This is a genomic window from Serratia sp. CY81684, assembly GCF_052166595.1.
GTDB lineage: Bacteria > Pseudomonadota > Gammaproteobacteria > Enterobacterales > Enterobacteriaceae > Serratia > Serratia nematodiphila.
The window spans coordinates 541,616-561,870 of the sequence record NZ_JBJNOO010000003.1 but is presented as its reverse complement, the minus strand read 5'-3'; the positions used below and the strand labels follow the sequence as shown (position 1 = coordinate 561,870).

At 58.1% G+C, this 20,255-nt stretch carries 17 protein-coding genes and 1 pseudogene; 12 read left to right on the top strand and 6 right to left on the bottom strand.

The window, feature by feature from the left end; all coding sequences use genetic code 11:
- Positions 1–114: 114 nt before the first annotated feature.
- Positions 115–369 (bottom strand): YkgJ family cysteine cluster protein, encoded by a 255-nt coding sequence (locus ACJ8QF_RS10530; RefSeq protein WP_015378527.1) that lies wholly within the window; start codon positions 367–369, stop codon positions 115–117.
- A gap of 238 nt (positions 370–607) precedes the next feature.
- Here ACJ8QF_RS10530 and ACJ8QF_RS10525 point away from each other — a divergent pair, with 238 nt between their 5' ends.
- Positions 608–1,699, top strand: coding sequence for a DUF4236 domain-containing protein (locus tag ACJ8QF_RS10525; RefSeq protein ID WP_154871035.1), 1,092 nt, complete (start codon positions 608–610; stop codon positions 1,697–1,699).
- A gap of 35 nt (positions 1,700–1,734) precedes the next feature.
- Here the strand turns inward: ACJ8QF_RS10525 and ACJ8QF_RS10520 are convergent.
- A pseudogene (locus ACJ8QF_RS10520) lies at positions 1,735–1,818 on the bottom strand (YkgJ family cysteine cluster protein); the annotation flags it as partial.
- 265 nt (positions 1,819–2,083) lie between these two features.
- Here ACJ8QF_RS10520 and mtr point away from each other — a divergent pair.
- Positions 2,084–3,328: a tryptophan permease gene (mtr, locus tag ACJ8QF_RS10515; protein WP_154871034.1), complete on the top strand. Its 1,245-nt coding sequence runs from the start codon at positions 2,084–2,086 to the stop codon at positions 3,326–3,328.
- A 126-nt stretch (positions 3,329–3,454) separates the two neighbouring features.
- The gene (gene yeiP, locus ACJ8QF_RS10510) at positions 3,455–4,027 is read left to right on the top strand and encodes an elongation factor P-like protein YeiP (RefSeq protein WP_004935725.1); all 573 of its coding nucleotides are present in this window, start codon (positions 3,455–3,457) and stop codon (positions 4,025–4,027) included.
- A 42-nt stretch (positions 4,028–4,069) separates the two neighbouring features.
- Here yeiP and uxuA read toward each other — a convergent pair whose 3' ends face one another.
- Positions 4,070–5,260 (bottom strand): mannonate dehydratase, encoded by a 1,191-nt coding sequence (gene uxuA / locus ACJ8QF_RS10505; protein ID WP_154871033.1) that lies wholly within the window; start codon positions 5,258–5,260, stop codon positions 4,070–4,072.
- Positions 5,261–5,552: 292 nt separating this feature from the next.
- On the opposite strand from uxuA, the gene ACJ8QF_RS10500 reads away from it, so the two are divergent.
- Positions 5,553–7,025: a mannitol dehydrogenase family protein gene (locus ACJ8QF_RS10500; RefSeq protein ID WP_442537503.1), complete on the top strand. Its 1,473-nt coding sequence runs from the start codon at positions 5,553–5,555 to the stop codon at positions 7,023–7,025.
- A gap of 62 nt (positions 7,026–7,087) precedes the next feature.
- On the opposite strand, the gene ACJ8QF_RS10495 is transcribed toward ACJ8QF_RS10500, so the two are convergent.
- Positions 7,088–7,396: a type 1 fimbrial protein gene (locus ACJ8QF_RS10495; protein ID WP_004935734.1), complete on the bottom strand. Its 309-nt coding sequence runs from the start codon at positions 7,394–7,396 to the stop codon at positions 7,088–7,090.
- Between the two features lie 318 nt (positions 7,397–7,714).
- On the opposite strand from ACJ8QF_RS10495, the gene ACJ8QF_RS10490 reads away from it, so the two are divergent.
- The 8 genes from ACJ8QF_RS10490 to yejF all read left to right on the top strand — a co-directional run bounded on the left by ACJ8QF_RS10490 (position 7,715) and on the right by yejF (position 18,086).
- Positions 7,715–8,689 carry a CobW family GTP-binding protein gene (locus ACJ8QF_RS10490; RefSeq protein ID WP_171454421.1) on the top strand — a complete coding sequence of 325 codons (975 nt, stop codon included), beginning with the start codon at positions 7,715–7,717 and terminating at the stop codon, positions 8,687–8,689.
- A gap of 77 nt (positions 8,690–8,766) precedes the next feature.
- Positions 8,767–9,477, top strand: a complete 711-nt coding sequence (locus ACJ8QF_RS10485) for a phosphatase PAP2 family protein (RefSeq protein ID WP_004935741.1) — start codon at positions 8,767–8,769, stop codon at positions 9,475–9,477.
- A gap of 410 nt (positions 9,478–9,887) precedes the next feature.
- Positions 9,888–10,463: a bifunctional murein DD-endopeptidase/murein LD-carboxypeptidase gene (gene mepS / locus ACJ8QF_RS10480; protein WP_025303553.1), complete on the top strand. Its 576-nt coding sequence runs from the start codon at positions 9,888–9,890 to the stop codon at positions 10,461–10,463.
- Between the two features lie 412 nt (positions 10,464–10,875).
- Entirely contained in the window at positions 10,876–12,462 is a 1,587-nt protein-coding gene (locus ACJ8QF_RS10475) for a cyclic di-GMP phosphodiesterase (RefSeq protein WP_442537502.1), read from the top strand.
- An 89-nt stretch (positions 12,463–12,551) separates the two neighbouring features.
- Positions 12,552–14,360, top strand: coding sequence for an extracellular solute-binding protein (locus tag ACJ8QF_RS10470; RefSeq protein ID WP_021505924.1), 1,809 nt, complete (start codon positions 12,552–12,554; stop codon positions 14,358–14,360).
- Between the two features lie 9 nt (positions 14,361–14,369).
- Positions 14,370–15,461, top strand: a complete 1,092-nt coding sequence (locus tag ACJ8QF_RS10465; protein WP_433991092.1) for a microcin C ABC transporter permease YejB — start codon at positions 14,370–14,372, stop codon at positions 15,459–15,461.
- Positions 15,458–16,483, top strand: a complete 1,026-nt coding sequence (locus ACJ8QF_RS10460; RefSeq protein WP_015378535.1) for an ABC transporter permease — start codon at positions 15,458–15,460, stop codon at positions 16,481–16,483. The genes ACJ8QF_RS10465 and ACJ8QF_RS10460 overlap by 4 nt, the downstream gene beginning before the upstream one ends.
- Position 16,484: 1 nt before the next feature.
- Complete coding sequence (gene yejF, locus ACJ8QF_RS10455; protein WP_442537501.1) at positions 16,485–18,086, top strand: microcin C ABC transporter ATP-binding protein YejF; 1,602 nt, start codon at positions 16,485–16,487, stop codon at positions 18,084–18,086.
- A gap of 8 nt (positions 18,087–18,094) precedes the next feature.
- Here the strand turns inward: yejF and ACJ8QF_RS10450 are convergent, their stop codons facing one another.
- Positions 18,095–18,439 (bottom strand): YejG family protein, encoded by a 345-nt coding sequence (locus ACJ8QF_RS10450; RefSeq protein ID WP_004935763.1) that lies wholly within the window; start codon positions 18,437–18,439, stop codon positions 18,095–18,097.
- A gap of 594 nt (positions 18,440–19,033) precedes the next feature.
- Complete coding sequence (locus ACJ8QF_RS10445; protein ID WP_442537500.1) at positions 19,034–20,230, bottom strand: Bcr/CflA family multidrug efflux MFS transporter; 1,197 nt, start codon at positions 20,228–20,230, stop codon at positions 19,034–19,036.
- Between the last annotated feature and the right edge of the window lie 25 nt (positions 20,231–20,255).

Genomic DNA, 20,255 nt, shown 5'->3' with positions numbered 1-20,255 from the left:
CGACCGCTATGAACGGCATCTGGAGAGACAGCCACTACGCCGGTCCCCCACACCATTCGGGGCGGCTGCGATGGCGGCAGGCGCGACGCTGTGTCTGTGGAGGCTGAGGGCAGCTTAGGGCGCGGTGTCTGCTTCCAGTCTGGCGAGGTAGATCAGCGCCTGATCGCGGTGATCGTGGCACATGTCGCGGCTCGGCTGCAGGCTGCCGCACACCTTCGGCCGCAGCGGCGAATGAAACAGGCCGCAGCGCAGCCGTTCATCCAGATGAATGCAGCGAGTATTGGCGGGCTTGCCGTTCGGCATGCCGGGGATCGGGCTGGATATTGACGGCGCGATACAGCAGGCGCCGCAGTCGCTGCGACAGTCCATTTAGCCTTCTGTTCAAACTTTAGCTCAATCGTCAACAATAACAGAAAGACACTTCCACAGACAGATCACTGTTTAGAGACAACTAAATCAAAATGGAAAATCCCAACTAATCAATTGAAAAATATAAAAATATACAGCACTACCTTTAAGACATCTAGCCTCATCATTTTTCTGATGTAGAATTTGTTAGGATTTTCGTTGACCCACATTCTCATGCTACCTATTACATGGAGTTACTATGGGCTTTTACGTTAGGAAAAGCATTCGCGTTGGACCGATAAGATTCAACCTATCCAAATCTGGAGTCGGCGCATCTATTGGCATAAAAGGGCTGAGATTAGGTACTGGTCCAAGAGGAAATTACATCCATGTCGGTGCTGGCGGAGTCTATTATCGTGCTTCGCTTTCACCAAGTATGATCCCACAGAGCGGTAAAAAGGTTCAACGTGTACCTAATGAATCCCCAGCAAAACATGACAATACACATGCACCTCTTGAGGAAATCGAGTCATCCCATATTTCGGAAATCGTTGATTCCAGTTCCCGAGAACTACTGGATGAGTTGAATAAGAAACGTAAGAAGTTTCAAATATGGCCCTTCGCCATTTTCCTTTCGATTGCGATATTACTCTACGGTTTTTCAGAGGCATGGCCTGAGTGGTGCCTGGCTATAGGATTTATCGTAGGAGGAGCAGTCTCTGTTTTTGCTTACATGTACGATCAGCTTAGAAAGACCACTGTTCTTTTTTATGACTTTGATGACCAAATGATGACATGTTACCAGCAACTTCATGACAGTGGAGCCAAACTCGCAAGTTGCTCAAAGGTATGGCATGTAGAAGCATCTGGAGCCGTTTATGACCCTAAATATCATGCCGGAGCAGGTAACCTACTACGTAGAAAAGCCACCTCTATCAGCAAAGCAAAGCCCCCCTTTGTTAAAACGAATATTGAGACGATTGCTATCAAAGTCGGTCGTCAAACATTACATTTCTTTCCAGATAGAGTATTGGTTTTTGATCCTGATGGTGTCGGCGCTGTTGGTTATAACCAGCTGTTCGTTAACGTTGGTGATAGTCGATTCATTGAAAGCGAAGGCGTACCAGGAGATGCCATAGTCGTTGGCAGAACGTGGAAGTATGTGAACAAGTCTGGAGGCCCAGACAGAAGATTTAAAGACAATTTAGAACTTCCGATATGTCTGTATGAAAACCTTTCGTTTACAAGTCATTCTGGACTAAATGAGTTATTACAACTATCTAAAACTGGCTATGGAGAAAGCTTTTCACATTCAATTGAAACAATTAGCAAAAAAGTCGTTTCTTCTTAGCTATGTCATTTTTATACTGAGAACAATTGACTATTAGGCTTGCCGTTCGGCATGCCGGGGATCGGGCTGGATATTGACGGCGCGATACAGCAGGCGCCGCAGTCGCTGCGACAGTCCATCAGCGCTACTCCTGGTGGGCTGGGGGGAAAGAAGCGCGACAATAGCAGCCGCAAGCGGCCACCCCCAGCAGAATCCCTGCGGCCCCGCGATCTTTACACTCAGCGCTCTGCGCCGGCCGGCTGCACCCGATGGCGAATAAACGCCCAGCAAACCTTGATTTAAAGAAAAAAACGCGTGAAACGTGCAATTCCTTCGCTTTACATGCGCCATGCGCCCATGTACTATTGAGCTAGTACAAAAGAACTTCTTCCCTCAGGAGCACGCATGTCTACGGACACCATTCAGAAGCTGGCCCGCCCTTCCGTCCTCGGCGGCGCGATGATCATTGCCGGAACCGCCGTTGGCGCCGGCATGTTTTCCATTCCGATCGTCACTTCCGGTGTCTGGTTCAGCGGCTCCGTCGCGCTGCTGGTGTATACCTGGGCCTGCATGCTGCTGTCCGGCCTGATGATCCTCGAAGCCACGCTGCACTACCCGAGCGGCGCCAGCTTCAACACCATGGTCAAGGATCTGCTGGGCAAAGGCTGGAACGCCGTGAACGGCCTGTCGGTGGCGTTCGTGCTGTACATCCTGACCTACGCCTATATCTCCGCCGGCGGCTCGATCATCGCGCACACGCTGGAGGGCATCGTCGGCGTCGGCCAGACTACCGCCGGCCTGGTGTTCGCGTTGGTGGTGGCGTTTATCGTCTGGCTCTCCACCCGCGCGGTCGACCGCCTGAGCACCATTCTGATCGGCGGTATGGTGATCACCTTCGTGATGTCGGTGGGCGACATGTTTACCCACGTGCAGCCCGCGGTGCTGTTCAACACCGGCGACGATCGGGCCAGCTATCTGCCTTACGCCCTGGCGGCGCTGCCTTACCTGCTGACCTCGTTCGGCTACCACGGCAACATTCCCGGGCTGGTGAAGTACTACCACAAGGACAGCGGCTCCGTGGTGCGCAGCCTGGTGTACGGCACCCTGCTGGCACTGGCGATCTACATCCTGTGGCAGTATGTGATTCAGGGCAATATCGCGCGCGACGCCTTCAAGCAGGTGATCGCCGAGGGCGGCAATATCGGCAGCCTGCTCAAGCAAATGGGCAACGTCTCCAGCAGCCAGACCGTCAGCCAACTGCTGAACGCCTTCTCCTATATGGCGCTGGCCAGCTCGTTCCTCGGCGTGTCGCTGGGCCTGTTCGATTATCTGGCGGACTTCTGCAAGTTCAAGGACGACGCCGTCGGGCGCAGCAAGACCGCGCTGGTGACCTTCGTGCCGCCGACCCTGGCCGCGCTGCTGTTCCCGAACGGTTTCCTGTACGCCATCGGCTTCGCCGGGCTGGCGGCCACCGTCTGGGCGGTGATCGTGCCGGCGCTGATGGCGCGCGCCAGCCGCCGCCGCTATCCGCAGGCCGGTTACCGTGCACCGGGCGGCAACGGCGTGCTCCTGTTCGTGATCCTGTTCGGGTTGATCAACGCCGCCGCACATATTCTGTCGCTGTTCGGCCTGCTGCCGGTCTTCCGGTAATCCTCGAAGGGAGAGCGCCTGCTCTCCCTTTCCTGCACTGTTTTTACGCCGGGCTATTGCCTGAAATCGGCGGCGCGAGTACCTTGTCGCAACTTCTCTAATACTCTTCATTGCGGATGAATTGAAATGGCAAGAGCTAACGAAATTAAGCGCGGCATGGCGATCAGCTACAACGGCAAGCTGCTGCTGGTAAAAGATATCGACGTGCAGAGCCCGAGCGCCCGCGGCGCCAGCACCCTGTACAAAATGCGCTTCTCCGACGTGCGCACCGGCCTGAAAGTGGAAGAACGCTTCAAGGGCGACGATATCCTGGACACCATTTCCCTGTCGCGCCGCAAGGTGAACTTCTCCTATATCGACGGCGAAGAATACGTGTTCATGGATGACGAAGACTACACCCCGTACATTTTCAAGAAAGACCAGATCGAAGACGAGCTGCTGTTCATTCCAGAAGGTGGCCTGCCGGGTATGCAGGTGCTGACGCTGGATGGCCAGGTGCTGGCGCTGGAGCTGCCGCAGACCGTGGATATGGAAATCGTCGAGACCGCGCCGGGCATCAAAGGCGCTTCCGCCAGCGCCCGCAACAAACCGGCCACCATGGCGACCGGCCTGGTGATCCACGTGCCGGAATACCTCAGCGCCGGCGACAAAATTCGCATTCATATCGCCGAACGCCGCTACATGAGCCGCGCAGACTAGTCGCGCCTACGGGGCCGATACTCGGCCCCGTTTCATTTTCCGCTACGGCAATTCCGGGAAAAAGCGCCGCTTGAGCGCCAGCTCGACGCCGCGCAGCTCCGCCAGCCCTTTCAACCGCCCGATGGCCGAATAGCCCGGATTGGTTTTCTTTTTCAAATCGTCCAGCATCTGATGCCCATGATCGGGGCGCATCGGGATCGGCCGCCGATCGCCCGCCCGCTGCCGACGCTGTTCTTCGGTCAGGATCGCTTCGATCACCGCCACCATGTCAACATCGCCCTGCAGATGCGCCCCCTCGTGGAAGCTTTTCGGGTTCTCCTCGCGGCAGGTGGCGCGTAAGTGGGTAAAGTGAATGCGATCGCCGAAGGTTTCAATCATCCGCACCAGATCGTTGTCGGCGCGCACGCCGTAGGAACCGGTGCACATGGTGAAGCCGTTATGAATGCTGTCGACGGTCTGCTTCAGCCACTGCATGTCTTCGATCGTGGAGACGATGCGCGGCAGGCCGAGGATCGGCCGCGGCGGATCGTCGGGATGCACCGCCAGCCGGATGCCGGCCTCTTCCGCCACCGGCACGATGGCGCGCAGAAAGACCGCCATGTTTTCGCGCAGTTGCGCCTTGTCGATGCCGTCGTATTCCGCCAGGCGGCGACGGAACTGCTCCAGCGTGTAGCCTTCTTCCGCACCCGGCAGCCCGGCGATGATGTTGCCGGTCAGCGTGGCTTTCTCCTCCTCGCTCATGGCGGCGAAATAGGCCGCCGCCTGACTGCGCTCTTGCGCCGTATAGTCCGCCTCGGCGCCGGCGCGCTGCAGGATGTGCAGCTCGAACGCGGCGAAGGCTACCTGATCGAAACGCAGCGCTTTGGAACCGTCCGGCAGCGGATAGGCCAGATCGGTGCGCGTCCAGTCGAGGATCGGCATGAAGTTGTAGCAAACGGTGTCGATGCCGCAGGCCGCCAGATTGCGCAGTGACTGCTGGTAATTGGCGATGTACCGCCGCCAGTCGCCGCTGTGGGTTTTGATCTCCTCATGTACCGGCACGCTCTCCACCACCGACCACACCAGCCCCTTTTCCGCCAGCAGCGCCTGCCGCGCGCGGATCTCGTCGATCGGCCAAACTTCGCCGTTCGCAATATGGTGCAGCGCCGTGACCACCCCGGTCGCCCCGGCCTGACGCACGTCATCCAAAGAGACCGGATCGTTCGGGCCATACCAACGCCATGTTTGTTCCATGTTGTGTCCTTATGCCTGTCTCGCATCGCGATGTTGTTATACCAGTTTAATTTAGATGTCAGCTAGCTTTAACTTACTATTTCGCCGCGCGCTGTCAAAATTGAACCGTTCATTGGTTGATCCGCTTCACGATTCTGGCTTATTTTGGCCTGACCAATTCCCTTAACCTGCCGACAACTTTAGACTGGTGGCAGTTTTTTATCGTCAGCGCGCCCTTGTTGATGGGGCGACAAACTGGTCCGCTAACTTGACGCAAGTGGCCCGCCAGCTGTCTACTCGCTTTGGAGATGAGATGAATACGATCGCCAACACCCCGCTGCCGGGCGCCGTCCGGCAACCGAATTATGATCGCCGGGCCCTGCGCAGCCGCATCGTGCACCTGGGTTTCGGCGCGTTCCACCGCGCGCATCAGGCGCTGCTGACCGATCGGGTGCTGAACGCCCACGGCGGCGACTGGGGCATTTGCGAGATCAGTCTTTCCGGCGGCGTGCCGCTGTTTGAGGCGCTGCGGCAACAGGATCATCTGTACAGCGTGCTGGAGAAAGGCGCGGACGGCCATCAGGCCATCGTGATCGGCGCGGTGCATGAGAGCCTGCACCGCAGACTGGAGGGCATCGCCGCGGTGCTGGAGAAGCTGGCCGAACCGCAGGTGGCGATCGTCTCGATGACCATCACCGAAAAAGGCTACTGTATCGAGCCCGGCAGCGGACGGCTGGACCGACAGCATTCGGGGATCGTCGCCGATCTGGCGTGGCCGCATCAGCCGCAGACCGCGCCCGGCATTTTGGTGGAAGCGTTGCGGCTGCGGCGCGAACGCGGCCTGTCCGCCTTCTCCCTGCTTTCCTGCGACAATATTCCGGAGAACGGCCACGTGTTGCGCCGGGCGGTGCTCGATCTGGCGCAGGCGCGGGATCCGTCGCTCGCCGACTGGATCGCCACCGCCGCCACCTTCCCCTGCACCATGGTGGATCGCATCGTGCCGGCCGCCACGCCGGCCACGCTGGATGAGATCGCCGCCGCGCTGGGCGGCGTGCGCGACGAATGCGCCATCGCCTGCGAGCCCTTCATTCAATGGGTCGTGGAAGACAACTTCACCGCCGGACGCCCGGCGTGGGAGTTGGCCGGCGCCCAGTTGGTCAGCGATGTGCTGCCGTTTGAACACATGAAGCTGCGCATGCTGAACGGCAGCCACTCGTTCCTGGCTTACTTAGGCTACCTGGGCGGCTACCGCTATATCAACGAGTGCATGGCGGATGAGCACTACCGCCGCGCCGCCCTGCGGTTGATGCTGGACGAACAGGCGCCAACGCTGAGCGTCACCGGCATCAGCCTGCCCGATTATGCCGCACAGCTTATCGCGCGCTTCAGCAATCCGGCGCTGCAACACCTCACCTGGCAGATCGCCATGGACGGCACGCAGAAGCTGCCGCAGCGGCTGCTGGATGCCGTGCGCTGGCATCTGCGGCACGGCGGCGACTATAGCGGGCTGGCGCTGGGCGTGGCGGGCTGGATGCGTTACGTCGGCGGCGTCGATGACGCCGGTGAGCCGATCGACATTCGCGATCCGCTGGCAGACCTGCTGCAGCAGACGATCGCCGCAACGCAGGACGATCGACGGCGCGTAGCGGCGCTGTTGGCGTTGAAATCGGTATTCGGCGAAACGCTGGCGGCGCATGCGGCGTTTAGCGAAGCGGTGACGCAAGCCTATTTATCGCTGCGCGATCGCGGCGCGCGTGAAACGGTGAAGGAGTGGGTGATGCGGTGAGGAGCCTGCAGGGCCGAGAATAACCATGCCGGCGTAACGTTACGCCGGCATGGCGGAACGACTTAACGATAAACGACCGTCATAACAGCGAGTTTCTTCTGTTGGTCTACCCACTTCATTTCGGTTGTGCCTAGATTTAGCGGAAGTTCTTTGCGTGTAGTATCAAAACCTGACAACGCTTGCTGGGCCTGATAATGCTGGCCGTTGCGGTAACATTGCGTATTCGCCTTAGAATCTGCAATCTTGACCGTGCAAGGACTTTCAACGATAGAGCCGACGAAGCGAATTACCCCGCCGGCCACTCCTGCCTGACTCACTGCCGTCCATGAAAACAACATTCCTACGATCAAAAATAACCGAAAGGTATTCATGGCAACCTCATTTTTAGTTAAGCCAATTTAACCATAGAGGATCTTGTTAGGAATAATCGCAAGGAAAGGGACGAGATTTGATCGTTAATCTCGTCATTAACAATGTAAAAACAAGCTACTAACAAAAGTTAACCGCATCTAATACAGGGTTTTATCTAAGAATTTTCTTGTTATAAACGGTGGATTTTGTCGGTTGAAAAGCGCATGGTGACGTGCAAAATTTGCGAGATAGAGCACAAATTAAATCGCGGCCGTTTCACCGACACGGCTGCGTAACTCATTTATTAAGCAGGTTAATTTTTGCGCCAGGAATTATTAATGACCAAAACCAATTTGATTACCGGTTTCCTCGGCAGCGGCAAAACCACCACTATCCGCCATTTGCTGGCTCATAAGCCCGAACATGAACGCTGGGCGGTATTGGTCAATGAATTCGGCGAGATCGGCATCGACGGCGCGCTGCTGGCAGACAGCGGCGCAGTGCTCAAAGAGATCCCCGGTGGCTGCATGTGCTGCGTCAACGGCCTGCCGATGCAGGTGGGCTTGAATATGCTGTTGCAGCAGGCCAAACCGGATCGGCTGCTGATCGAGCCGACCGGGCTCGGGCATCCGAAACAAATCCTGTCGCTGCTGACCCAGGAGAGCTATGCCGGCTGGATCGATCTGCAGGCCACCCTGTGCCTGCTGGATGCCCGCCAGCTCAGCCAGCCGCGCTACCGCGACAACGAAAACTTCCGCGATCAGCTGGCCGCGGCCGACGTTATTTTGGCCAGCAAAAGCGATACCTACCGGCCGGAAGACAGGCTGGCGCTGGAGGCCTGGAAGGCGCAAGACCCGCTGCAGCGGCCCTGCTACGCCATCGCGCAAGGCGAAGCGGATGTCGCGCTGTTGTCACTTCCGCGCACGAATCGTACAGAATTGCCGGACGCGCAGCATCATCATGGTCAGGCGAAAAAGCAGGGGCTGGCGGCGCTGCGGCTGCCGGAGCACGCCCGCTGGCGGCGAGCGTTGAATGAAGGGCAAGGCTTCACCAGCTGCGGCTGGATTTTTGACGGCGATACCCGGTTCGACACCGTCGGCTTCATGGAATGGGTGCGACTCGCGCCGGTCGAACGCGCCAAAGGCGTGGTACGCATCCCCGAAGGCACATTGCTGATCAATCGTCAGGGGCAGGATCTCAACATCGAAACCCGCCCGGTCGCGCCGCTCGACAGCCGAATTGAGCTTATCCACAGCGAAAATGCCGATTGGAATGCCCTGCAATCCGCCTTGTTTAAGATTCGTTTAAGTTAGACCCCGTACCGTTGCCCCCCGGTTGCCGCAGGGTAGCCGGGTTTTATTTCGTTTTCATTTTTCCAACAGGTTATGTCATGACACGCCGCAATTTACCCCTCATTCTCTTCTTCAACTTACTGGGCGTTGCGCTGTTTCTGTCCTGGTTCCTGCCGGCCAATCACGGCGGCTGGTTTACCCTGGATTCGGCGATTTTCTTCTTCTTTAACCGCCATCTGGCCACCGACCCGGCGTTTTTACACCTGGTCGCCATCACCAACAACCGCGCGTTCGATGTGATTTCGCTGCTCGCCATGGGGCTGCTGTATCTGTACTTTTATCTGAAGCAGGACGCCGCCGGCCGCCGCCGTCTGGTGATCACCGGCGTGGTGATGCTGCTGACCGCCGTGGTGCTGAACCAGCTTGGCCACCTGCTGCCGGTAAAACATCCAAGCCCCACCCTGACCTTTGACAATATCCATCGCGTCAGCGAGCTGACCGGCATCCCCACCAAGGACGCTTCCGGCGACAGCTTCCCCGGCGACCACGGCATGATGCTGATTATTTTTTCCTGCTTTATGCTGCGCTATTTCGGCCGCGGCGCCTTCGCCGTCGCCCTGCTGATTACGTTGGTCTTCTCATTGCCGCGCGTGATGATTGGTGCCCACTGGTTTACCGATATCGCCGTCGGCTCATTGTCCGTGGTGCTGGTTGGCGCCAGCTGGGTGCTGATGACGCCTTGCAGCGACTGGATCGTCGATCGGTTGAATCGCCTGTTGCCCGGTAAGCACCGCCCCGGCCAACCATAATTTGTGTCTATGACTCATGCCGGGAGGCTTACGCCTCCCGCCCTCTTCCCCTCGCCGCGCGCAAAAATTTCCCCGCCGTTCGTTAACGCTTTTGCAACCTGATTTCACGCCAGATTCATACATCGGACAATTGGCGTTTTTTATATGAAGATTTACATTATGTTACATCACAAATTCATATAAAAAAGACGGGAAAAAGGCTCGCAATCCCCTATTGGTTCCGGTAATCTCAGATGCGTTTGTGCCTGGTTTAAGTCGAATCAGTATGAAATCCGATAAAAATGTGCGTTCTCGCACGTTTTCAACGGTAACTGGTTGTCGATGCAACAGGTGCGGACTAGGCTCGTTTCGTTTGGCATTTTTCAGGTAGCGACTTTCGTCGTTAAGGACTTCAAGGGAAAACAACAACAATGGTCAAATCTCAACCGTTTCTGAGATATTTTTTGCGGGTAGTCCCTGCAATTGCCGCTGCGGTTATGCTGTCAGCGTGCAGCTCGACTCACACTTCGAACTTGAATAACGCACAAACTGAGATGCGTGCAGTTAATGACAAAGACGGTCTTTTACTGCAAGCCTCTCAGGATGAATTCGAAGCGATGGTCCGCAACGTTGACGTCAAGTCAAAGATTATGGATCAGTATGCGGATTGGAAAGGCGTTCGCTACCGCTTAGGCGGTGACACCAAGCGCGGCATCGATTGCTCGGCGTTTGTACAGCGCACCTTCCGCGAACAGTTCGGCATGGATTTACCGCGTTCGACCTATGAACAGGAAGATCTCGGCAAGAAAATTCAGCGCACCAAGCTGCGCGCCGGCGATTTGGTGCTGTTCCGCGCCGGTTCTACCGGGCGCCATGTCGGCATCTATTTAGGCAACGATCAGTTCGTTCACGCCTCCACCAGCAGTGGGGTCATGATTTCCAAGCTGACCGATAACTATTGGAATAAACGTTATCGAGAAGCGCGCCGGGTGCTGACCAACGGTTAACGGCGCAACGCCCTGAAGATCCTGAATACCAAACGAGCGATAAGCGCCGCCCACGGGCGGCGTTTTTTTTGGTTGTCGAACAGGTATCATCAAAATTGATCCCTGCCTTATCGTCACCTTTCCCTGCTTAACGCCGCCGCACGCCATTATTTTGATAAACTGTTGGCGGGAAATCGCCCCGTCGAGGAAAAACTCGCCTATTATCGTCAGATGACGGCAACGGCGCCCCGGCGTTATTTAAAACGTTTCCGCTGATATTATGCGCATGATATTTCTGTCGGCGACGCCGCATATTTAAATGGCGCCGCCGGTTGGTACGGGATAAAAAGGCAAAAATGAAAAAAAAGCCGTTGGCACAATCCATTAACTGGCTGCGCGACACGCCTGACGCCCGGTTGCAGAGGACTCGGTTATGGGCTTGAAAAGAGCTTTCGCCCGCAGCGTGTCTCACCGACAACGCAGCCTGGCTAAAAGCGTTGTCGCCGCCCTGGTATTTTTTACGCTATTCACCGCGGTCACGCTTTCTTTGATCAACCACCAGCGCACGCAATATCAACATAAGGTCGAAGCGCGCACGCAAAAGTTCACGCTGGGTTATATCTCGCATCTGACGGCGGTGATGCGGCAAATGATGCCGCTGCTGGACAAGCCTTGCCTCTCCAGCCAGTCGGATATTACCTACCAGGCGGCCTTTACCAGCGGCGTGCGCACCTTCCTGTTGGTGAAGGACGGCTACGCCTATTGCTCCTCCGCCACGGGCGACATGATGTTGCCGATGAAAAATATCTACCAGGATATCGACTGGGATCTGTCTCTGGATCTCAAGCTGCAGCAGGGTACGCCGATGGTGCCAAATAAACCGGCGGTTGCGGTTTGGCTGCGACATCCCGGCGAAAAGGCCACCGGCATCCTCGCTACGCTGGACATCGATCTGATGCCCTACCTGCTGTTCACCTCGCACGACGAACAGGCGCCGGGCATCGCCATCGTGATGGGCAACCGCGCGCTGACCACTTTCAGCCCGAACCTGATGCCGGTCAATCAGCTACCGAAGGGCAAGGCGGATACCCTGACGCTGCCCAATCTGCCGCTGACCATCCTGTTCTACAACGAGAAACTGACCCCCAACGACATTCGCCTGACGCTGCTGGGCAGCCTGGTGCTGTCATTGATGACCGGCGTACTCTGCTACTACATGCTGCTGCTGCGGCAAAGCCCGGAACGCGCGCTGCTGCGCGGCATCAAGCGCAACGAGTTCTTTATCGAATACCAGCCGGTGTTCCATACCGATAGCAACAGCATCGGCGGGCTGGAAGCGCTGATCCGCTGGCAGCATCCGATCGAGGGCCGCATCCCGCCCGATGTCTTTATCCCCTACGCCGAAAGCAACGGGCTGATCGTGCCGCTTACCCGCCACCTGTTCAGGCTGATCGCCGAAGATGCGCCACAGCTCGCCAAAGCGCTGCCACGGGGAGGTAAAGTCGGCCTCAACATTTCCCCCGCCCACCTTAGCGCACCGTCGTTTCACCAGGACGTGTATGAACTGTTGACGCAGCTGCCAGGCGATTACTTTACGCTGGTGTTTGAAATCACCGAACGCGGCATGGTGGAAGAAGAGAGCGCGCTGACGGAGTTTGACTGGCTGCACAAACAGGGCATCGAGATCGCGGTGGATGATTTTGGCACCGGGCACAGCGCGCTTATTTATCTTGAGCGCTTCACCATGGATTATCTGAAGATTGACCGTGGCTTCGTCAACACCATCGGCCAGGATACGGTCACCGCACCTGTGCTGGATGCGGTGATCTCGCTGGCGAAAAAGCTGAAAATGCTGACGGTGGCCGAAGGCGTGGAAACCGCCGAGCAGATGCAGTTTCTGCAAGAACACGGCGTCAACTTCATGCAGGGGTACTACTTCAGCAAGCCGCTGAGCATCGATGATTTCGTCGCTTACTGCAATGCTAATCAGGTCTTTGATTATCAGGAAAAAAATAGTTAATCTTTAAGCATCTTTACCCTGCGCCCGTCCGAAGAATGTTATGCTGGGCGCAGGTTGTACCTTATTCCACAGCAGGAGCTTACCGTCTGATGTCCGTGCGCATTTTCGCTGCTCTGGTGCTCTCGGCACTGAGCTTCGGTCTGCGGGCCGAAGCCCTCAACGAAAGCTACGCTTTCGCCCTTCTCGGTGAACCGAAATACGCCACCGACTTCAGCCATTTTGACTACGTCAATCCGGCGGCGCCCAAGGGCGGCGACGTGCGACTGGCGGCCATCGGCACCTACGACAACTTCAACCGCTTCGCTACCCGCGGCGTGCCCGGCGAGCGCACGATGGAGCTGTACGATACGCTGTTCACCAACTCCGACGACGAACCCGGCAGCTATTACCCGCTGATTGCCGAATCGGCCCGTTTCCCGGCCGACATGCGCTGGATGGAATTGGATATCAACGCCCGCGCGCGCTTCCAGGACGGCAGCCCGATCACCGCCGCCGACGTGGCCTTTACCTTCAATAAATTCATGACCGAAGGCGTGCCGCAGTTTCGCTCCTATTACAAAGGCGTCACGGTCAAGGCCATTTCCCGGTTGACGGTGCGCATCGAGCTGCCTAAGGCGAACCGTGAGCAAATCCTCAGCCTGCTCAGCCTGCGCGTATTGCCGGAAAGCTTCTGGAAAAACCATAAGCTCAACGAACCGCTCAGCACCCCGCCGCTCGCCAGCGGCCCGTATAAAATCGGCGATTATCGCCTCGGCCAGTACATCACCTATCAGCGGGTGCGCGACTACTGGGCCGCCAATCTGCCGGTAAACCGCGGCCGCTACAACTTCGACAGCATTCGCTACGATTATTATCTGGACGATAAGGTATCGCTGGAAGCCTTCAAGGCCGGCGCCTACGATTTCCGCATCGAGCCGTCGCCCAAGAGCTGGGCCACCCAATATCAGGGCGGCAACTTCGCGCGCAACTACATCATCAAGCAGGACGAGACCAACCAGGCGGCGCAGAATACCCGCTGGCTGGCGTTCAATCTGCAAAAACCGCTGTTCGCCGATCGTCGGGTACGGGAAGCGATCGGCCTGGCTTTCGATTTTAACTGGATGAACAAGGCGCTGTATTACAACGCCTATCAGCGCGCCGACAGCTATTTCCAAAACACCGCCTACGCCGCCCGCGGCTACCCGGACGCCGCTGAACTGGCCTTGCTGGCACCGCTCAAGGGCCAGATACCGCCGGAGGTATTTACCAGTATCTACCAACCGCCCTCTTCCGACGGTAGCGGCAACGATCGACAAAATCTGCTGAAGGCGACCCAACTGCTGAAAGAAGCCGGTTGGGTGGTCAAAAATCAAAAGCTGGTCAACGCCAAAACCGGCCAGCCGTTCACCTTTGAACTGATGCTGCTGAGCGGCAGCAACTTCCAGTACGTGCTGCCGTTCCGCCACAACCTGCAGCGGTTGGGCATCGAGATGCAAATCCGCGAGATTGACGCCTCGCAGTACACCCGCCGCATGCGCGAGCGCGATTTCGACATGATGTCGACGGTGTATATGGCGATGCCGTTCCCCAGCGCCGATCTGCAAATTCTGTGGGATTCGCAGTACATCGATTCCAGCTATAACACCCCCGGCGTCAAAGATCCGGCGGTCGACAGCCTGGTCAGGCAAATCGCCGCCCATCAGGGCGACGAAAACGCCCTGCTGCCGCTCGGCCGCGCGCTGGACCGGGTGCTGACCTGGAACAACTACATGCTGCCGATGTGGTACTCCAGCCACGATCGCTACGCCTATTGGGACAAGTTCTCCACGCCGTCGGTCCGCCCGGCCTATGCGATCGGCTTCGACAACTGGTGGTACGACGTCAACAAGGCGGCGCGCTTACCGGCTCAGCGGCAATAAGGAGTCGGAATGGCGGCCTATCTGATACGCAGACTGTTATTGGTGATCCCCACGCTGTGGGCGATCATCACCATCAACTTTTTTATCGTGCAAATCGCCCCCGGCGGTCCGGTCGATCAGGCCATCGCCGCCATCGAACTGGGTCAGGGCAGCGGTTTTGGCAGCGGCGGCGTGAGTGAAGGCCTGGGCCACGCCCGGACGGGCATCGCGGCTGGCGACGGCCAATATCGCGGTTCGCGCGGCCTGGATCCGGAGGTGATCGCCGAGATCACTAAGCGTTACGGCTTCGACAAACCGCTGCACGAGCGCTACTTCACCATGCTGTGGAACTATATGCGCTTCGACTTCGGCGACAGCCTGTTTCGCGGCGCTTCGGTGATGCAGCTGATCGGCCAGAGCCTGCCGGTCTCCATCACGCTGGGCCTCTGGAGCACGCTGATCATCTATCTGGTGTCGATCCCGCTCGGCATCCGCAAGGCCGTCCACAACGGCAGCGCGTTCGATACCTGGAGCAGCACGCTGATTATCATCGGCTACGCCATTCCGGCTTTTCTGTTCGCCATTCTGATGATCGTGCTGTTCGCCGGCGGCAGCTACCTGGACTGGTTCCCGCTGCGCGGCCTGGTATCGAGCAACTTCGACACCCTCTCCTGGCCGGCGAAGATCGCCGACTACCTGTGGCACATCACCCTGCCGGTGCTGGCGACGGTGATCGGCGGTTTCGCCACCCTGACCATGCTGACCAAGAACTCATTCCTCGACGAGATCCGCAAACAATACGTCACCACCGCCCGCGCCAAGGGGCTGGACGAGAAAAAAATCCTCTACCGCCACGTGTTCCGCAACGCCATGCTGCTGGTGATCGCCGGTTTTCCGGCCACCTTTATCAGCATGTTCTTCACCGGCTCGCTGCTGATCGAAGTGATGTTCTCGCTCAACGGCCTGGGGCTGCTGGGCTACGACGCCACGCTGCAGCGCGACTACCCGGTGATGTTCGGCACGCTGTATATCTTCACCCTGATCGGCCTGCTGTTGAATATCCTCAGCGATATCACCTACACCCTGGTCGATCCGCGCATTGACTTCGAGGCCCGCCAATGAGCCGCCTTAGCCCGATCAACCAGGCGCGCTGGGCGCGTTTTCGCCGCAACCGCCGCGGCTACTGGTCGCTGTGGATCTTTTTGGTGCTGTTCACTCTGAGCCTGGCCGCCGATCTGATCGCCAACGACAAACCGCTGTTGGTGCGTTATGAAGGCCGGTTGTACCTGCCGTTTATGATTAGCTACAGCGAAACCGCCTTCGGCGGCGAACTGAATACCGAAGCCGACTATCAGGATCCGTTCGTGCAGCGGCAGATCGAACGGCACGGCTGGGCGGTCTGGGCACCGATCCGCTTCAGTTACGACACCATCAACTTCGCCACTGAGGTGCCCTTCCCTTCGCCGCCTTCGCGGCACAACCTGCTGGGCACCGACAGCAACGGCGGCGACGTGCTGGCTCGGGTGCTGTACGGTTTTCGCATTTCGATGTTGTTCGGTCTGGCGCTGACGCTGTTTTCCAGCCTGATCGGCGTGTGCGTCGGCGCGACGCAGGGGTATTACGGCGGGCGTTTCGATCTGTGGGGACAGCGCTTTATCGAAGTGTGGTCGGGCATGCCGACGCTGTTTCTGATCATTCTGCTGTCGAGCATCGTCCAGCCCAATTTCTGGTGGCTGCTCGGCATCACCATCCTGTTCGGCTGGATGAGCCTGGTGGGCGTGGTGCGCGCCGAATTCCTGCGCACCCGCAATTTTGACTATATCCGCGCCGCGCGCGCCATGGGCGTGCCGGATCGGGTAATCATGTCCCGCCATATGCTGCCCAACGCCATGGTGGCGACGCTGACCTTCCTGCCGTTTATCCTCTGCGGCTCGATCACCACCCTGACGTCGCTCGATTTCCTCGGTTTCGGTCTGCCGATAGGTTCGCCGTCGCTCGGCGAATTGCTGCTGCAAGGCAAAAACAATCTGCAGGCGCCGTGGCTCGGCATCACCGCCTTCCTGGTATTGGCTGTGCTGCTGTCGTTATTAATCTTTATCGGCGAAGCGGTGCGCGACGCCTTTGACCCCAGCAAGGCGCATTGATATGGCCACTCCTTTGCTCGCTATTCAGGATCTCAGCATCGCCTTCCGTCAGGGCGACACCGTCACGCCGGTGGTCAACGAACTCTCGCTGCAAATAGCGCCGGCGGAAACGCTGGCGCTGGTAGGGGAATCCGGCTCCGGCAAAAGCGTCACCGCCCTGTCGATACTGCGTCTGCTGCCCGCGCCGCCGGTGGTGTACCCTGCCGGCGATATTCTGTTCAACGGCGAGTCGTTGCTGCATGCGCCGGAGACTGACCTGCGCAAGGTGCGCGGCAATCAGATCGCGATGATCTTTCAGGAACCGATGGTGTCGCTTAACCCACTGCACACCATCGAGAAACAGCTGGCGGAAGTGCTGATGCTGCACCGTGGCCTGCGGCGCGAAGCCGCGCGCGCAGAGATCGTCGAATGCCTGGAGCGCGTCGGCATCCGCCAGGCCAAAAACCGGCTGCAGGACTATCCGCATCAGCTGTCCGGCGGCGAACGCCAGCGGGTAATGATCGCCATGGCGGTGTTGACCCGCCCGAAACTGCTGATCGCCGACGAACCCACCACCGCGCTCGACGTGACTATCCAGGCGCAGATCCTGACGCTGCTGCAAGAATTGAAGCAGGAGATGGGCATGGGGTTGCTGTTCATCACCCATAATCTGAATATCGTGCGCCGCCTGGCAGACAACGTGGCGGTGATGCGCCAGGGGCGCTGCGTAGAGCAAAACGGCCGCGCGCAGCTGTTCAGCCGGCCGCAGCATCCCTACACACAGCAGCTGCTGGCCGCCGAAGACGTCGGTGAGCCGCTGCCGCTGCCCACCGCGCGCCCCGGCGACGAGCGGCCGCTGCTCAAGGTGGAAGATCTGCAGGTGCGCTTCCCCATCCGGCGCGGCCTGCTGCGCCGCGCGGTGGATTATCACTATGCGCTGAAATCGTTGAGTTTCGAGCTGTGCGCAGGGGAAAGCGTGGGGCTGGTGGGAGAATCCGGCTCGGGTAAAAGCACCACCGGGCTTGCGTTATTGCGTCTGCTGGCCTCGCAGGGCGCCATCTGGTTCGACGGCGAACCGCTGCACCCGCTCACGATGAAGCAGATGCTGCCCTACCGCAGCCGAATGCAAATCGTCTTCCAGGATCCCTATTCCGCCCTGAATCCGCGCCTGAACGTGCAGCAGATCATCGCCGAGGGGCTGGAAGTGCACCAGCGGCTTAGCGCCGAGCAGCGGGAACAACGCGTGATCGAGGTGTTGCGGGAAGTCGGCCTGGATCCGCAGCTTCGCCACCGCTATCCCACCGAGTTTTCCGGCGGCCAGCGCCAGCGTATCGCCATCGCGCGCGCGCTGATCCTGCAACCGCAGCTGCTGATCCTCGACGAGCCGACCTCTTCACTGGATAAATCGGTGCAGGCGCAGATCCTGACGCTGCTGAAATCGCTGCAGCAACGCCACCGGTTGGCTTATCTGTTCATCAGCCATGACCTGCAGGTGGTGCGTTCGCTATGTCACCAGGTCATCGTACTGCGACAGGGGGAAGTGGTTGAACAGGGAGACTGCCGGGCGATTTTCGCGGCGCCCGCAGCCGACTATACCCGTCAACTGCTGCAGTTGGCGGATTAGCGGCGAATTCAGAAGGGGTATTGCGCGCTGAGCGGTTCGGCGATCGCGGCACCGACGTTTTTCAGGCGGCACATGGTGGCGCTCTCGTCGCTGCGCTGCACGAACAGGCAAGGTTCCCCTTCCCATTCGACGATCGCACAGTCGACCTGAATCTCCTGCAGCGACAGATTGAGCTGTTGCATGACCTGCCAGGCCTCGGCCCCTTCATGGCTGAGCAGCTTCAGCCCAATCAGGTTGTTATCTTCGTCTATTCCGTTAAACGGAATCGGTTCGACCTTCACGCCGGTGAAACCGGATAGCCAACGATAACTTTGCGGCAAGCGATGCACTACCGAAAGTTGGATACTCTCCACATGAAATCCCTAGTTTGAAAAGGTGAAACACTTTTACCTGACAGGGTTACTAAGTTATAGCCGTTGACTCCCGACTCTGCCGCGCACAAATGTTATTTAAATGTAAATTTTGCCGCAAGCCATTAACCTGACCCCGTGCTTGCCGATGCCGTGCCACTTTTTGGCGCGCCGTGCGGTGTTATTTCACGGCATTTTGCGACTCAGCTCGCATTTTTGCGTTATATGTAACCCTTTCCCGCAGCGATCTCAACTCTTTTTTCTTGCAATGCGACTACTTTTTCGTCGCCATATTTTTACAATGAAGAAACATCTTACCCGTCACGTTAGCGCCGCCACCGCTGCTAATACCTTGATTTACATCAATCCTAATACAAACCCCCCGCGCGGCTCAGCCGACAGCGCACTGCGCCTCCCGGGGAATATTGGGCGGCACGACGGCGGAATTTTTTAACAAAAAGCACACAGGTGAGAAAGTGGCCAGTTGATTAGCTTGCGTATATTTAGCAACAAATTTTTCATTGCCGGTTGCACCCTGAAATGGCAGGGCGCAACCCCGTGATGATGCGGAGCGACACGCCCCGAATCGGGAGAACGTCAGGCTGCGCGATCGCGCGGCCGGCGGGCGTAAACATAGAACAGCACCGCCACGATGCTGCACAGCGCCATCGAGGTGACCATTGGCCAAGCGCTTTTGCCCGGCGCCATCGACAGCACCGCCCCCACCAGCGCACCGATGCTGAAGCGCAACGTGCCGGCCAGGGAAGAAGCGGTGCCCGCCATATGCGGAAAATCATCCAGGATCACCGCCATGGCGTTGGAGGAGATCATCGCGATGCACCCCAGATAGACCGCAACGCCGATCACCAGCGCCCAGAAGCCCAGGCCCACGGAACTCACCGCCATTAGCCACAGCCCCATCGCCAGCTGTACCAGCAGCCCCAGCTTGAACATCTTGACCGCGCCGAAGCGCCGCACGTTGCGGCTGTTGATCAGCGTCGTCAGGAACAGGAAGACGATGTTCAGCGCAAAATAGTAACCGAAATGCTGCGGCGAAACGTGGTTCAGTTCGATGTAGACGAACGGCCCGGCGCTGAGGAACGAGAACATGCCCGCAAACGAGAAGGCGCTGGCCAACATGTAACTCAGCACCCGCTTATGGCGGAACAGCGAACCGAAGTTGCCCAGCGTGGTGCGCAGGTGGAACCGCTGGCGCCGCTCTTTCGGCAGCGTCTCCTTGATGAACAAGGCCACCAGCAGCGAACCGATCAGCGCCGCGGCGCCCATGGTCCAGAAGATGGCGTGCCAGCTGAACCACAGCAGCAGCGCACCGCCGATCATCGGCGCCAGCAGCGGCGCAATGGTCATCACCAGAATGACGAACGACATCATGCGCGAGAACTCATCCTTGGTGAACATATCGCGCATCAGGGCGTTGATCACCACGCTGGCGGCGGCCGCCGCCAAACCGTGCAGGAAACGCAGCCCGATCAGTTGATCGATCGACTGCGCCATGGCACAGGCGCAGCCGGCGATGGCGAAGATCAGCGTTCCCCACAGGATCACCGGCTTGCGGCCGATGCTGTCCGACATCGGCCCATAGAACAGCTGCCCGAAGGCAAAGCCGAGCATATAGGCGCTGAGCGTCATCTGCACGCTGCCGGACTCGACGCCAAACTGAGCAGCGATCACCGGCATACTGGGCAGGTACATGTCGATGGCCAACGGCATCAACATGGACAACAGGCCCAGAATGAAAATCAAACCGAGATGAGAGGTTCGGTTCTGTTGCACGTTCCACGACTCCTTAATCGGCCGC

Coding starts and splice junctions, on each gene's coding strand:
- ACJ8QF_RS10525 (WP_154871035.1), top strand. CDS start 608: ATGGGCTTTTACGTTAGGAAAAGCATTCGCGTTGGACCGATAAGATTC.
- ACJ8QF_RS10530 (WP_015378527.1), bottom strand. CDS start 369: ATGGACTGTCGCAGCGACTGCGGCGCCTGCTGTATCGCGCCGTCAATA.
- uxuA (WP_154871033.1), bottom strand. CDS start 5,260: ATGGAACAAACATGGCGTTGGTATGGCCCGAACGATCCGGTCTCTTTG.
- ACJ8QF_RS10495 (WP_004935734.1), bottom strand. CDS start 7,396: ATGAATACCTTTCGGTTATTTTTGATCGTAGGAATGTTGTTTTCATGG.
- ACJ8QF_RS10500 (WP_442537503.1), top strand. CDS start 5,553: ATGAATACGATCGCCAACACCCCGCTGCCGGGCGCCGTCCGGCAACCG.
- yeiP (WP_004935725.1), top strand. CDS start 3,455: ATGGCAAGAGCTAACGAAATTAAGCGCGGCATGGCGATCAGCTACAAC.
- ACJ8QF_RS10475 (WP_442537502.1), top strand. CDS start 10,876: ATGGGCTTGAAAAGAGCTTTCGCCCGCAGCGTGTCTCACCGACAACGC.
- mtr (WP_154871034.1), top strand. CDS start 2,084: ATGTCTACGGACACCATTCAGAAGCTGGCCCGCCCTTCCGTCCTCGGC.
- ACJ8QF_RS10465 (WP_433991092.1), top strand. CDS start 14,370: ATGGCGGCCTATCTGATACGCAGACTGTTATTGGTGATCCCCACGCTG.
- ACJ8QF_RS10485 (WP_004935741.1), top strand. CDS start 8,767: ATGACACGCCGCAATTTACCCCTCATTCTCTTCTTCAACTTACTGGGC.
- ACJ8QF_RS10490 (WP_171454421.1), top strand. CDS start 7,715: ATGACCAAAACCAATTTGATTACCGGTTTCCTCGGCAGCGGCAAAACC.
- yejF (WP_442537501.1), top strand. CDS start 16,485: ATGGCCACTCCTTTGCTCGCTATTCAGGATCTCAGCATCGCCTTCCGT.
- ACJ8QF_RS10470 (WP_021505924.1), top strand. CDS start 12,552: ATGTCCGTGCGCATTTTCGCTGCTCTGGTGCTCTCGGCACTGAGCTTC.
- ACJ8QF_RS10460 (WP_015378535.1), top strand. CDS start 15,458: ATGAGCCGCCTTAGCCCGATCAACCAGGCGCGCTGGGCGCGTTTTCGC.
- mepS (WP_025303553.1), top strand. CDS start 9,888: ATGGTCAAATCTCAACCGTTTCTGAGATATTTTTTGCGGGTAGTCCCT.